Annotated in this window: 13 protein-coding genes; 4 read left to right on the forward strand and 9 right to left on the reverse strand. The window is 67.3% G+C overall.

Annotated features, from left to right (window positions below; translation table 11 throughout):
* Positions 1-81: 81 nt before the first annotated feature.
* The 4 genes from EYZ64_RS20630 to EYZ64_RS20645 form a co-directional block, all read right to left on the reverse strand.
* Complete coding sequence (locus tag EYZ64_RS20630) at positions 82-465, reverse strand: hypothetical protein (protein ID WP_135456229.1); 384 nt, start codon at positions 463-465, stop codon at positions 82-84.
* Positions 462-1523: a serine hydrolase domain-containing protein gene (locus tag EYZ64_RS20635; protein WP_135456231.1), complete on the reverse strand. Its 1062-nt coding sequence runs from the start codon at positions 1521-1523 to the stop codon at positions 462-464. Before EYZ64_RS20635 ends, EYZ64_RS20630 begins: the two co-directional genes overlap by 4 nt.
* Positions 1520-2044: an ArsR/SmtB family transcription factor gene (locus EYZ64_RS20640; RefSeq protein WP_210115543.1), complete on the reverse strand. Its 525-nt coding sequence runs from the start codon at positions 2042-2044 to the stop codon at positions 1520-1522. The genes EYZ64_RS20635 and EYZ64_RS20640 overlap by 4 nt, the downstream gene beginning before the upstream one ends.
* A 626-nt stretch (positions 2045-2670) precedes the next feature.
* Positions 2671-3975 carry a thioester domain-containing protein gene (locus EYZ64_RS20645; RefSeq protein ID WP_135456234.1) on the reverse strand — a complete coding sequence of 435 codons (1305 nt, stop codon included), beginning with the start codon at positions 3973-3975 and terminating at the stop codon, positions 2671-2673.
* A 304-nt stretch (positions 3976-4279) separates the two neighbouring features.
* Here EYZ64_RS20645 and EYZ64_RS20650 point away from each other — a divergent pair, with 304 nt between their 5' ends.
* The gene (locus EYZ64_RS20650; protein ID WP_135456235.1) at positions 4280-5203 is read left to right on the forward strand and encodes a family 2A encapsulin nanocompartment shell protein; all 924 of its coding nucleotides are present in this window, start codon (positions 4280-4282) and stop codon (positions 5201-5203) included.
* Positions 5190-7049, forward strand: coding sequence for a family 2A encapsulin nanocompartment cargo protein cysteine desulfurase (locus tag EYZ64_RS20655; RefSeq protein WP_167857901.1), 1860 nt, complete (start codon positions 5190-5192; stop codon positions 7047-7049). The genes EYZ64_RS20650 and EYZ64_RS20655 overlap by 14 nt, the downstream gene beginning before the upstream one ends.
* Positions 7050-7054: 5 nt before the next feature.
* On the opposite strand, the gene EYZ64_RS20660 is transcribed toward EYZ64_RS20655, so the two are convergent.
* Positions 7055-7645: a sensor domain-containing protein gene (locus tag EYZ64_RS20660; RefSeq protein ID WP_167857902.1), complete on the reverse strand. Its 591-nt coding sequence runs from the start codon at positions 7643-7645 to the stop codon at positions 7055-7057.
* Positions 7646-7847: 202 nt separating this feature from the next.
* Between EYZ64_RS20660 and EYZ64_RS20665 the strand changes: the two genes are divergently transcribed.
* A complete protein-coding gene (locus tag EYZ64_RS20665; RefSeq protein ID WP_135456238.1) occupies positions 7848-8129 on the forward strand; it encodes an ANTAR domain-containing protein in 282 nt (93 codons plus the stop codon).
* Here EYZ64_RS20665 and EYZ64_RS20670 read toward each other — a convergent pair.
* Complete coding sequence (locus EYZ64_RS20670; RefSeq protein ID WP_135456240.1) at positions 8113-8670, reverse strand: class I SAM-dependent methyltransferase; 558 nt, start codon at positions 8668-8670, stop codon at positions 8113-8115. The genes EYZ64_RS20665 and EYZ64_RS20670 overlap by 17 nt on opposite strands.
* A gap of 54 nt (positions 8671-8724) precedes the next feature.
* Between EYZ64_RS20670 and EYZ64_RS20675 the strand changes: the two genes are divergently transcribed.
* Entirely contained in the window at positions 8725-9639 is a 915-nt protein-coding gene (locus EYZ64_RS20675) for a zinc-binding dehydrogenase (RefSeq protein WP_135456242.1), read from the forward strand.
* 11 nt (positions 9640-9650) lie between these two features.
* On the opposite strand, the gene EYZ64_RS20680 is transcribed toward EYZ64_RS20675, so the two are convergent.
* Genes EYZ64_RS20680 through EYZ64_RS20690 form a run of 3 tightly spaced genes read right to left on the reverse strand, consistent with a single transcriptional unit; the run spans position 9651 to position 13360 of the window.
* Positions 9651-10886 (reverse strand): acyl-CoA dehydrogenase family protein, encoded by a 1236-nt coding sequence (locus tag EYZ64_RS20680; RefSeq protein WP_135456244.1) that lies wholly within the window; start codon positions 10884-10886, stop codon positions 9651-9653.
* Positions 10887-11888 (reverse strand): GNAT family N-acetyltransferase, encoded by a 1002-nt coding sequence (locus EYZ64_RS20685; RefSeq protein WP_135456247.1) that lies wholly within the window; start codon positions 11886-11888, stop codon positions 10887-10889. It abuts the gene before it with no gap.
* Positions 11885-13360: an APC family permease gene (locus tag EYZ64_RS20690; RefSeq protein ID WP_135456249.1), complete on the reverse strand. Its 1476-nt coding sequence runs from the start codon at positions 13358-13360 to the stop codon at positions 11885-11887. Before EYZ64_RS20690 ends, EYZ64_RS20685 begins: the two co-directional genes overlap by 4 nt.
* Positions 13361-13372: the final 12 nt, after the last annotated feature.

Below are 13372 nucleotides of genomic sequence, written 5' to 3' on the forward strand. Positions count from 1 at the left end.
TCCGAATCCTGTTGGGCCACAGCTAGATGGGAGCCTGGCGGCGTTACCATCGTCGCTGCCCGCTAGTCACTAGGAGACGGCTCAGCTTACGGTCAGCGCGAGGAGTGCAATCGAAATCACAGCGGTTATCGTAATTTTGGCAAGCCGCCAGCTGGAACGCCGTGCGACCCAGGGCAGATCCGGCAGCCGCCGAATCCTGCCGGCGGCCCCGAGCGCAAGGGTGGCCACGGCGCCGATCCAGATTGCTACGGGCAACTGACTCCAGTCGGCCTGGGCGCGCGCCAGCGCCAGGACGGCGACGGCGGCGCTGCTCGTCGTAAGCACAGTCAACCGGTCATCGGTGCCGCGTCGGTTTCTCTGTTCGCGCGCGCGTTCGCGCCAGGCGGTGAGGGTGTATGCCGCGGGGATCGCCAGCAACGAGGCCGCTACGGCGAGGTTTACCACCACGGTGACGGTATCTGTCATGCCGCGTCGACCAGGATGCGGATGGCGATCTCATCTACGCCGACGGCACTGTTCGCCAGGACGACCACCGCCGCGGCGTGCTCGCGGTCGAGAGCGAGCATGCTGGAGAACCCTGCTGTGCCGCCGTTGTGCCAAGTGAGGTCCACGTCGCCGATCCGGTGAGTGAACCATGCGCGGCCCACCCGGATGTCATTGCCCACCTCCCAGCGTGGGTCGAGCGCACTGAGGCCCGGTGCGCGGCGGTCGAGCAGGGCCTGTGCGTAACGCGCCATGTCCGCCGGTGTCGAGCGCACCCCGCCGGCGGGCGCGTACGCGTTCAGGGGCCACGCCTGCTCGGGTTGGCCTTTCGCGCTCCAACCGGTCGGCGCATCCGAGGACAACTCTGATGCGGAGAGTGGGGTGAAGGAGCGTGTCATCCCGAGCGGTTGGAACAGGTGGCGGTCGAGCATTGCCGGGTAGTTGGTCCTGGCGTGCTCGGCGAGCGCCTCGCCGAGCAGGGCTACGCCCAGGTTCGAATACGAAAAGGAGCCGCGCCCAGAGAGATTCGCTGAGCGCGCCTGGGTGAGCAGCGTCGCGGCGTCGGCTGTGTAGGGATTGCGGTGCCGCAGCACGGCAAGACTGGCGCCGGCCAGATCTCGCGGCCGGTTGGCGATCCGCGGCAGGCCCGACCGGTGGCTGGCAAGTTCCTCGAGCGTTACGTCGGCTACCGCACTGCCGCCCAGGTCGAGCAGGCTCCCCAGCGGGGTGTCGGGTGTCAGCTCACCCGCCTCCACGGCTTCTGCAAAGACCAGAGAGGTCATGGTCTTCGTGATCGATCCGATCTCGTAGACGGTGTTCGAATCGGCGCCGAAGTGTGCCTCTGTCAATGCACGGTCGCGGATGTACACGACGCTAACGCGGTCGCGCAGCCCGTGCAGGAGAGGTGCAACCCGGGCGATGAGTTCGGGGTCGCCAGTGGCCGGACCGAGTGTGGGCGGGGTGGGACGGCTGACGATTCCCACCGCGAGGACGATCATCGCGCCGAGGGCGGCGGCACACGTGCGCGGCGGCAGTCTCATGCGATACCCCGCGCCGCGGAGAGGATCACGAGTAGCGGTACCACCCGATCTGCCGGCACCGTGTACCGACCTCGTGTGCTCTGGATCAGCCAACCAACGGCGACCAACGCGTTGAGGTGGTGGTAGACCTGTCCGGTCGTGCCGATCCCCTCCTGCCCGGTGAGATCGGCCACGGTCTCATGGCCTGCCCACACCAACTGGAGCAGCTTCAGTCGTACGGGGTTGCCTAGCGCATCGAACCGCTCTGCAAGAGACGTCCAGTCATTCTCCTCGAGGTCAGTGAGGGTGTGACCGAACTGCCACTGCAACGGCTGCCCGCCGCGTTCGATCCAGCCGGCATAGGTCACACCGCCGGGCGGGTCGAGTCGCGATTTGAGGTCCTCCAGCGCTGCGAGCGCACCCGGTCGGGTGCGCTCCTCCTCCCTGGCGGACCCGTCGGCGACGCGCTCCACAACGACGCGCTCCTCGATGACGGCGAGACGTTGCTCGATGCGTGCGAACCGTTCTTCGAAGCTCTCCACACAAGTGACGGTAGTACATAATTACGTAATAGCGGATATCTGCTGGTAGGCGGCTCACCATGATGACGACGCGATCCGTGCGGTGTGGGCGCTCCGGGGCGAGAAACCAGATATGGGTTGAGACTGCCAAGAGGCCCAGTGTCGCTGCAGCAGCGTCTGTTTCATCGAGGCTTGCGTTGGCTCGGACCAGGTGTGCGCGGAACCAGGCAGAGAAGCAGTCACTGGGTCGCGGCGACCCCGAAGACGGAGAACGCCCAAACGTCAGGAGCGCGATGACCACCATCCAGATCGGCAATGCGCCGAGAAGCCATAGGACCGGGATGGCGCCCAGCGCTATTGCGCGTCCGACGCGGGCCTACACGAGAACGGGTTTGCGCTGCCACCGGTCCATCACGATCACGACCGACCGCCAGGATGGCATGTGGTGGCTCACCATTCGCGACGACGGCCGCGGCCGCCATGTGAGGGAACCGGGCCGCAGTCGGCGACGTCTAAATGTCGTGACCTGACACGTTGTTGTCAGGCGGCGAACCTCCTACGGGTGAATGCCAGACACATCCACTCCGTCAGGAGGTCCTCCCACTTTCAAGCAGGCACGCCGTCAACAACCTCCCGGGTCACGACAGCTAGGCGGTTCGGGTCAGCGGATCCGCCCAGGCGGCGTCAAACTGGACATCGAACTCGACCTCCAACTGGGCCGGGGTCACCAGGACCACCGGGGTGAGTCCGCTCGTACCGCCCTGGGCGACTCCGGTGATCACGCGGCCGCCGAAGCCGGCCGGGGTGGCCGGGACGCGCACGGTCACCGTGAGCTGACCGACGCCCGGGGGCACCCGCAGAAAGAACTCGTCACCGGGTTGCACCGCGCCGCTCAATTCCCGACCGGCGGGATCGACGACCGACCCGTGCGACACCGCGAGCGCCGCACTGTCGGTGGCCCGCAACCGGAACGGCCCGATCAGCCCGGCCTCGACCACCGCGTCGTCGGCCGACAATGCGGTAGGTGTCGTGGCGCGCCGGGCCGCCCGGGCCCCGGCAGTCAGGTAGTTGTACAGGTGCACGACGCGGTCGGAGTTGGCATACACGCCAGATCCGTTGAGCCAGAACCGAATATCGGTGAACCGAACCAGCGCGTCACGGTCAGCCAGGACGGCCAGCCGGTAGTACCGGTAGCCCTGGGGGCCACGGCCGGGCCGGGTCGAGGACACGGTGCTGCCGACCCCGAGGGTCCTGCGATGTGTGCCACGGCCCGCGGCGACATTGAGTCCCGAGGCCGCCACGTCCTCCCACCGCTCGCCGTCGTGCGACTTCTGCAGCACCAACGACACCGCGGCGGTCGATTCCAATTCGACCGTGTAGCCGCCCAACTGGGGGGCCCCGTCGAACTCGAACACGATGGCGTCGGCATCGGGGTAAGCCCTCGTCGGTTCGTTGCGCGGCCGGTTGTCCAGCGCCAGTCCGTTCGTGAACAACCAGATGGCCGCCTGAGTGGCCGCGATCGCCTCATGTTCGGCCAGGTTGGCCGCTCCCAGCGGCACCCCGGCCGCCCGCACCCGGCGGCTCAGTTCAGCCGTGCCGAGGGTGGGAAACGAGTTGCGGACGATCCAGTCCACCTCAGCCTCATAGGACCGGGCGCGCAGGTTGGGCACAGCTGACCAGGTGGCGGCCTCATACCGCGACGGCCGGGTGGGCGCGATGCCGGCGAAGTCCAGCGAGTAGGCCTCGACATTTGGATTCAGCCTGATCAGGTCGGTGCGCGCCGAGGTTCCGTCGGTGAAAACCACGGTGTCCACGGTGTGCGAATAAGTGCCACCGCGGTAACGCGTCATCGGCGTCGGGTCGGTCCGGCGGGGACGGATCCGCGTGCGCACGGCGACCGGGCCGGAAGCCGGGAGTTCGACTCGGGAATCGGCTACAGACAGGACAGACATGACGGGTTGACTTTCTTGAAGGCCGGATACGCGCACATCAACGCACCGCGAGAAAGCGGGCGGACGACGCAGAGGAGGGCGTCAGAAAATCAACAACAACAACGCACGTCGAGGCAGCGCACGATGGCGGCGCGCAGCGATTCGACCTGTTGCATGCGGCCCACCATACGGCAAGTGGGCAGCAATGCCCAGTTCACACATTGGTGACGAGTTTGAATCGTCCACGCGCTAAACACTGTCGTGGACACGTTTCGGCCGTATCGTTGCCGCCCACACCCACTTTGACCAGTTGGAGGTTGGACCCGTGACGTCCGCACAGAACGAATCACAGGCACTCGGCGATCTCGCCGCCCGTCAGCTGGCGAATGCGACCAAGACCGTTCCCCAGCTCTCCACCATCACCCCGCGGTTTCTGCTGCATCTGCTGAGCTGGGTGCCGGTCGAGGCGGGCCTCTACCGGGTGAACCGGGTGGTCAACCCCGACCGGGTGGCGATCCACTCGGAGGAAGGCGCGGGTACCGAAGAGCCGCTGCCCGAGACCTACGTGGACTACGAGACCAGTCCGCGCGAGTACACGCTGCGCTCGATCTCGACGCTGCTCGACGTGCACACCCGGGTGTCCGACCTGTACTCCAGCCCGCACGACCAGGTGGCCCAGCAGCTGCGGCTGACCATCGAGACGATCAAGGAGCGCCAGGAGTTCGAGCTGGTCAACAACCCCGAGTACGGGTTGCTGTCGCAGGTGACGCCGGAGCAGACCATCCAGACCCTGCGCGGCACTCCCACCCCCGACGACCTGGATTCGCTGATCACGAAGGTGTGGAAGACCCCGGCGTTCTTCCTGACCAATCCACTGGGCGTGGCGGCATTCGGCCGCGAGGCCACCCGCCGCGGCGTGCCCCCGCCAGTCGTCAGCCTGTTCGGCGCCCAGTTCATCACCTGGCGCGGCATCCCGATCGTGCCCTCGGACAAGGTCCCCGTCGAGGATGGCAAAACCAAGTTCATCCTGGTGCGCACCGGTGAGGAGCGCCAGGGGGTGGTCGGCCTGTTCCAGCCGGGGCTGGTCGGTGAGCAGGCCCCCGGCCTGTCGGTGCGGTTCACCGGCATCAACCGGTCGGCGATCGCGTCCTACCTGGTGACCCTGTACTCGTCGCTGGCTGTGCTCACCGACGACGCGCTGGCGGTCCTCGAGGACGTCGGAGTGGACCACTTCCATGAGTACAAGTGAGTACAGATCGGTAGACGCCGAAGGTGACCTGCCGATCAGCGCGGCCGAGTTGACCGCGCTGGCGTCACAGCTGTTCGCGACGAGCTTCCGGCCGGGTCCAGACAGTCCACCTGCGACGAGTCAGGTCGCCCCGCGCGGGGTGGCGCCGGATACGACCTCGGCGTCATCAGCGGGCACCGCTGCGGCCGGCCTGGCCCATCCGGCGACTCCGGCCGAATTCGTGTCGGTGCCGGAGGTCTTCGTACCGGCACCGAGTACGCCTGAGCCGGAAGGTATTCCGGGTGTGGTCCCGGTCGCGCCCCGAGGTGGTGCGGCCAGTCCTATCGCACCCATCGGCGGCCTGGAGGCGTTCGCGATCCCCACGGGTCTGGTCCCGACGGTGCCCGGCGTGCTGGCAAGCGCTCCCCCGCCGGCACCGGTGGCACCCACTCCCTCCCCGTCGCTTCGCTCGCCCCAGGAACGCGGGTCGGCTCCGACCTGGCCGGGCGCGGTCCCCGCGGTGCCGGATCTGGGCTGGTCGGGATCGCCGGCACCATCGGCGGATGCGGGGAGCTACTACTTCCTGCAGGCTCCTGCCACCGATCCTGTTGCAGCCGAGCCGGTCCCGTTCGTGCGTGATGACCACGAGGTCTTCGACGTCAACGCGATCCGCGCGGATTTCCCGATCCTGCGTGAGACCGTCAACGGCAAGCCGCTGATCTGGTTCGACAACGCGGCCACCACCCAGAAGCCCCAGTCGGTCATCGACCGGCTGTCGTACTTCTACGCGCACGAGAACTCCAACATCCACCGCGCTGCCCACGAACTGGCGGCCCGCGCCACCGATGCGTACGAAGATGCGCGCGAAGCGGTGCGCCGCTTCATCGGGGCATCGAAGGTCGAGGAAATCATCTTCGTCCGCGGCACCACCGAGGCGATCAATCTGGTGGCCTACGCGTGGGGCGGCAAGCATCTGGGCCCGGGCGACGAAATCGTCATCACCCACCTCGAGCACCATGCCAATATCGTTCCGTGGCAGCTGATCTCACAGCAGACCGGCGCAGTGCTGAAGGTGGCGCCGGTGGACGACGCGGGCAACCTGCTGCTCAGTGAGTTCGAGGATCTGCTCGGGCCCCGCACGAAACTCGTTGCCGCCACCCAGGTGTCCAATGCGCTGGGCACGGTGACCCCGGTCAAGACCATCGTCGAACTCGGCCACCGCTACGGCGCCAGAGTGCTGATCGACGGGGCCCAGTCCATCCCGCACATCCCGATCGACGTGGCCGAACTCGGGGCCGACTTCTTCGTGTTCTCCGGCCACAAGATCTACGGGCCCACCGGAATCGGCGCCCTGTACGGCCGCGAGGACGTGCTCGCCGAGACCCCGCCGTGGCAGGGCGGCGGCAACATGATCGCCGATGTCACCCTGGACCGGTCGCTGTACCAGGGCCCGCCGAACAAGTACGAGGCCGGCACCGGCAACATCGCCGACGCGGTCGGGCTCGGTGAGGCACTGCGCTACGTGGAGCGGGTCGGCATCGATCGCATCGCGGCCTACGAACACGCCTTGCTGGAGTACGCCACCCCGCGACTGGCTGCCATTCCGGGCGTGCGACTGGTCGGAACCGCCGACGAGAAGGCCAGCGTGTTGTCGTTCGTGCTGGCCGGGCATGAACCGCTGGAAGTCGGCAAGGCACTCAACGCCGAGGGCATTGCGGTGCGGGCCGGGCATCATTGCGCCCAGCCGATCCTGCGCCGTCTAGGTCTGGAAGCCACGGTGCGGCCGTCATTCGCGTTCTACAACACCTTCGAGGAGATCGACGTGTTCATCGATGCGGTGCGCCGGTTCGCCGAGGGGAGCGCCTAGACCAGCTACTGGGCCGCCGCCCTGTTCGCCAGTTGTATGGCCATGGCGGCGGCCTGGTAACTGATGCCCACTCCGCAGGCCCAAGTTTCGAATACGAGATTCGAGGCAACGGCGAGCGCGTGATCACATGGCCACTCGGGCTGCTCCTGGGCAGACGAGAACTGGGTGAACAGCGACTCCTCGGCGACGACGTCAGCGATATCCCAACGCGTCTCCGCGATTCCGGTACCGATCGAGATGGTGCGCCCGCTACAGGATTGCCAGGTCTGCCTCGCCGAGTCGAAGAAACTGCGAGCCGCCTCACCCGACGGATACAGCACCACCGTCTGTTCCACAGACTGCCTGGATTGCGGCGTCGTCAGCACCTGATCACGCACGCCAGTCCAACCTGAACCCGCGTACACCGCCTCCTGTGCCCCGAAAACCGCTGCGCGACAATCCTCGTCAGACACCTCATTGACATTCACGTTCATCGTGTCGCTGGTGTCGCGGGATTCCATGGGTTCCAGTCCGGTCACACCGATGACCTCATCAGCTTCACCGGTCGGCATCAGGACATCCTCGAGTCCGGAATCGGTGAAGGTCTCGTCGACCACAGGGACAGAGTTCTGTGCTCTCAGCGCGCTCCCGTCCGCCATCTGTGCGCATCCCGCCGTCAGCACAGACACGGTGGCCACTACTGACATCGCGGTTCGGCAGGACATATCACCATTGTGGCCGACCGACGACACTCGGCGGACACAATCACGGTGCGCCGATCTCTGGATCCGGCGGCGCCGCGCGAGCACCATTCGGACCATGAGCTACAACCGCCTCCGCGCAGACGACACTTCACGCATCAAGATCGACGTGGCGATCGGTGTTCTGGTCGCGCTGCGCGGTTGCGCGCCGGATCAGGCCTTCGCCGAGCTGGTGCGGGTGGTGCAGCGCACCGGCATCGGAATCGGCAGCATCGCAAGGGCTTTGGTCGACCTCGCCGGCGGTAGTTCGGGGACCTCGGCCGAATACGCCGAGGCGTTCAACGCCTGGGGCGAGCTGCTCGCACAGGCGCGTCGGGTGCCCGTCAATGCCGCGCCGTAGCGGGCGCCCGAGCGACCAGCCAGGCCTGGCCGTCACCCTCGGAGGCGGCCAGCGTCTCAAGACCGGCAAAGGCCGTCTCCAGTTCGCCCGCAGCGGCGCGGAATCGACCCACCTCCGCGCCGACTTCGCTCAGGACACAGATGGCCAGCAGGCCGCCCGGTCGCAGACGGACGGCCAATGCCGGGTAGAGCCCGGGATCGCGGAAGCGATGGCACAGCACCACGTCGACCGGAGGTCCGGCCGGCAGACCCTGGTCGAGATCCCCGACCTCGAAACGGCAGCGTTCCGCCACCCCATGGCGGACGGCCGACTGTCTCGCCTGGGCGATCGCCACGGCGGACACGTCGAGGCCCCACACGTGTAGCCCGCGCTGAGCCAGCCACACCGCGCCCCGGCCTGTTCCGCATGCGACGTCAAGTGCCGAACCTGCCACGGGAAACCGGTCAGCCTGGCCGCTGAACACCTGCGGCAGCGCCGGCTCCGCTTCCGGCTCCCTATCGGCATAGGCCGCGTCCCAGCGGATGCGGTCCTTCTCGCTCACGTGCGCCACCTTATGGGAGGGAATAGCGGAACACCCTCCGGGGTTAGCCCCTTCATGCGAGCCCTCGTCTATGACCCGCACGCTCCTGCGAATCTCCGGTTCGACGACGTCGCCGAACCTTCGGCCGCCGAATCGCAGGCCCTGATCGACGTGCACGCGATTGCGCTGAACTTCGGTGAGCTGCATTTCATCGACCAGATGCGCCGCCCGGGCGAGGTTCCCGGCTGGGACAGTGCGGGCGTCGTGGTGCGGGCCGCCGCCGACGGCTCCGGCCCCCCGGTCGGTGCCCGGGTGGTCGGATTCAGCGGCGAGGCCGGCTGGGCCGAACGACGCGTCGTCGCGACCGACAATCTGGCCGAGCTGCCCGAGTTCGTCGAGTTCGAGGAGGCTGCCGCGCTGCCGGTTGCCGGGGTGACGGCACTGCAGGCACTGCGGGCCCTCGGCCCGGTGGTGGGACGACGGGTTCTCATCACGGGCGCCTCAGGCGGCGTCGGACGATTCGCCGTGCAGCTGGCCGTCCGGGCCGGCGCTCACGTGGTGGCCGCGGTCGGCAGCCCGGCCCGGGGTGAGGGGCTCGAGGAGCTCGGCGCGGCCGAAGTCGTGGTCGGCCTCGATGCGGTAACCGAACCGGTGTTCGGCGTGCTCGACAACGTCGGCGGGAGACTCTTGGCGCAGGCCTTCAGCCTGGTGTCCGACGGCGGCTCGGTGCAGTCCATCGGGATGGCCTCCAACGAGCCCACCACGATCAACTTCGAGCAGGAGCGCCGCATCGGCAACCGGAAACGGTTGGAGCCGTTCACCGTCCGCGCACCCTTCCAGGCCGATCTGCATTACCTACTGACCCTGTTGGCCGATGGTGAACTCGATCCGCAGATCGGCCTGCGGGACTCGTGGGAGAACACCGCCGACGCCGCCCTGGCGTTGTTGGGCCGCAAGGTCGCCGGCAAGGCGGTGCTACAGGTCGCCTGACCCCGGCGGGCTCAGTTGCCCTGCCCGCCGCGCCCCCGTGACACCAGGTCGGCCACCGGATCCTTGTCGTTGATGAACCAGTCACCGAGGATGCGCGCCTTGTAGACCACCGGATTGTGCGAAGCCAGCGTGCGGGCGTTGCGCCAATGCCGGTCCAGGCCAAGCTCTTCGGAGACGCCCGAGGCGCCGAGCGCATCGAACACCCGCGTGGTGGCCCGCAGCGCCGCGGCCACGATCACCAACTGCGCCTGGGTGACGGCCACCTCGGCGTCGACGAGCAACTGGCGGGCCTGGCCATCACTGCCCGCGAGCCGGCCGGCCACGATCCGATCCAGGCTGCGTGCGCTCTGCCCCAGTGCGGCCGTCGCGCCGAACGCCTCCGCCGACACCTCGCCGATCACCTGCAGCAACTGCGGATCCGCGGCCGGCACCTCGGCCAGCCCCTGCGGGTAATTGCGCTGCCGGGCCGTCAACGCGGCCGAGCCGTCCCGCTGTGCCGCCCTGATGATTCCGGTCAGCACCGCGAGCATGGCGATCTGGTAGAAGTGCGCCTGGTAGGTGAAGCGTTCGGTCGCCGGGAACACGTTGCCGCGCTCGGCCCGGGCCCGCTCGTAGCGGGCCGAACCGCTGCCCGTCGTGCGCTGGCCGAACCCGCGCCAGTCGTCGATGAGAGTGACGCCGGGATCATCGGCACGCACCAGAGCCGTCCACAGCTCGCCGTCCTCACCGCGCCCGAGAACATCGAGCCAGTCGGCGTAAAGACTGCCGGTCGCATAGTATTTCGAGCCGGAGACCAACCAGTGCCCGTCCCCCTCGGTCACCGTCGTAGCCAGATTGGCCAGGGTCAGATTGTTGGCCTCGGTCCAGCCACCGCCGACGAACTCGCCGGCCAGAAACCGCTTGATCCAGGTGGTGTTGTCCTCCGACGCCGGCGCATTGAGCCGGTCCTCGACGAAGGCCAGATGGTTGCGCCAGATGTGGGCGACGTTGGGATCGGCCTCCCCCAGGTCCGCCAGCAGCAGGAAGGTCTGCTCCAGCGACGCACCGAAACCGCCCTGTTCTGCCGAGATCCGCAAGGTGCCGAATCCGGCGTCACTCAGCCAGCGCACCTGCTCGTGCGGGAACACCCGGTCGGCCTCGCGCTGCCGATTCCCCTCGGCGATCTGCTCGAAGATCGGCCCGAACACCGAGCGCAATTCGGCGTCATAACCTGTGGGGCGCTTCAGATATGTGGTTTCGGTGGACATTTAAGCGTTCTCCTCGGCGTCGATCCGGTACGCGTACTCGTCGCGGACAGTGCGATACCCCAACCGGGCATAGAGCAGATGGGCATTGCTGACATTGGCGATGTCGGTGCCCAACGAGGCATGGGTGAAACCCCGCCGCAGCGCCGCCAGCCAGAGCTTGCGCAGCAGCAGCTCCGCGGTTCCGGCCTTGCGGCGGTCCGCGCGCACACCGATGTAGTCGGTGTGGGCGCTGCGGATCTCGTCCGCACCGGTTCCCGAGGTGTAGGTGGAACCCAGCACATAGCCGACCACCACACCGCCGTCATCCACGGCGGCCAGGCTGAAATCCGGGGTGAATGCCCGGCTGGCCAGATGATGTTCCCAGCGCTGCGGGGTTTTCGACATGTTCCCGAAATGCTCGCGGAACGTGTCGAATTGCACCTGCCTGACCTGTTCGGTGAGACCTTCCGCCACGACCTCGGGCCACGACAGGATCGTGATCGACTCGATCCGGGCATTGGCCAGAGCGACGGCGTCCTCGTTACGCAATGACTTTCGGGTGCTGGCGAATTGGCGTTCCCGGTGGGCTCCGCGGGTAGCCAGCGCATCGATCGCCACGTCCTGATCGGCACCGATGAAAACCCGCAGGTACTCGCCGGGCACGGCCACCCGGCCGAACCGTTCGACACTGTCGCCGACGATCGCCCGCACCGCCTCCGTCGGGGCATGGGGACCGAATACGAAGTTCCCCAACACCTCCGGTTCAGCGCCGTCCGGCCGGTGCAGGGCTGCGTATCCGGCCACCGCGCCGGCCTCATCGAGGAGAACGACGGCCGAGCCGGGGTACACACCGCCGAGTTGTTCTGCGATATCGCGGGAATCGGCGGCGAACTTGCGACCGCCGAGCCCCGGCGTGGTGGCCAGGAAGTCGGCGATCAGCGGGTGGTGTCGTGGGGTTACCTCGGCGACGGTCCAACCGGTCACGTCCGACGCCGCAGTCAACGCGTCCTGGGTCAGCGTCACGGCGTCACACCCGCATCGAGCAGCCGCTGCTGTTCCTCATCCGAGATGCTCTGGATGGTGCCGATGCGCTTGGCCACCTCGGGTCGGGTCCGCTTGAGGTACCAGTACCAGGACAGTCCGGCCAGCAGGATGGCGCCGAACACGAAAGGCAGGATGTTGAACGGGAACTCAGGCACCGGGTAGAAGTTGCTGACGATCACGTACCCCAGGCCGATGGCGGCCGCGACCGCCACGGCGAGTCGCTGCGGCGTCAGGGCGCCGATCTTGCGCAGCCAGATCGGCGTGGCGATGACCACCAGCAGATAGCTCACCAGGAAGCCCCAGTTGGCCACGTAGCCGCCGTAGACGTCGAACACCAGCCGGCCCGCGGAGCTGAACGTGGCCGTGATCGAGAACGCGAGGGCCAGGATCCCGACGAACACCACACCGGCCCACGGCGTCTTGTAGGTCGGGTGCACCTTGGTGAACACCTGCGGCAGCGCGCCTTCGTGGGCGAAGGTGAACAGCGAGCGCGCGGCGGCGGTGGTGACCGCGGTGACGAACACGATGAATGCGATCGCGACAGCACCGCTGACGATCTGGTTCACCCACTCCACCCCGACACTGGTGGCGAGCTGCGGCAGCACCGCCTTGTCACCGTCGATCTCGCCGAAGTGCAGGATCTGGGGGTATGTCGCGAAGATGTACAGGGCGCCGATCAGGATCACCACGCGCAGCAGGGATCTGGCGATGTTGCGGTGGGCGTCCTTGGCCTCGGCCCCGAGCGAGGCGACACTCTCAAAACCGGCATAGGAACCCACGGCGGTGACCGCCGCGATGAACGTGGCACTGGAGCCGAGGTGCTGGGGGTTCCACTGCTCCCAGTCGATGCGGAACCCGTAACCGATGTAGGAGGCCACGATGATCACCAGGATCGACGCGATGGCGAGCAACTCGAAGGCCAGTTCGTACTTCGCGGCCAGTGAAACTCCCCGGTACGGCAGGTACACCGCGACCCCGACCACCACGATCACCAGCAGCAGGCGGAACCAGACTGCCTGGGAGCCAAGGCCGATCGACTCCAGGAACGCATCGAGGTACAGCACGCCGCCGAGGGTTCCGGTGGTGGCGAAACCGATGTAACCGAACAGCAGGCTGAACCCGGCGGCGAAAGCGAAGCCAGGTCCCAGACCGTTACCCGTGTAGGTGCCCAGCGATCCGGAGGACACGGTGCGCTTGGCCTGGAAACTGATCGTGATGGCGACCAGCACCACGATGGACAGACCGATCACCGCCGCCCACGCCGCGCCCTTGCCCGCCGCCACGAATAGCGAGAACGGCACCACGGCCAGGGCCACGCTGGGTGCGGCGGCCGCCAGGCCCTGGGCGAACACCCCCCACGGGCCCAGCGCCCCTGATTCCAGCCCGGTCGATTCCGCCGAAATCAGGGTGCGGCCGGTAGCCGTCGTCTTCGGATCGTCTGTAGTAGTCACGGCAATGTCCCT

The organism is Mycobacterium sp. DL99, from assembly GCF_004762045.1.
Lineage (GTDB): Bacteria > Actinomycetota > Actinomycetes > Mycobacteriales > Mycobacteriaceae > Mycobacterium.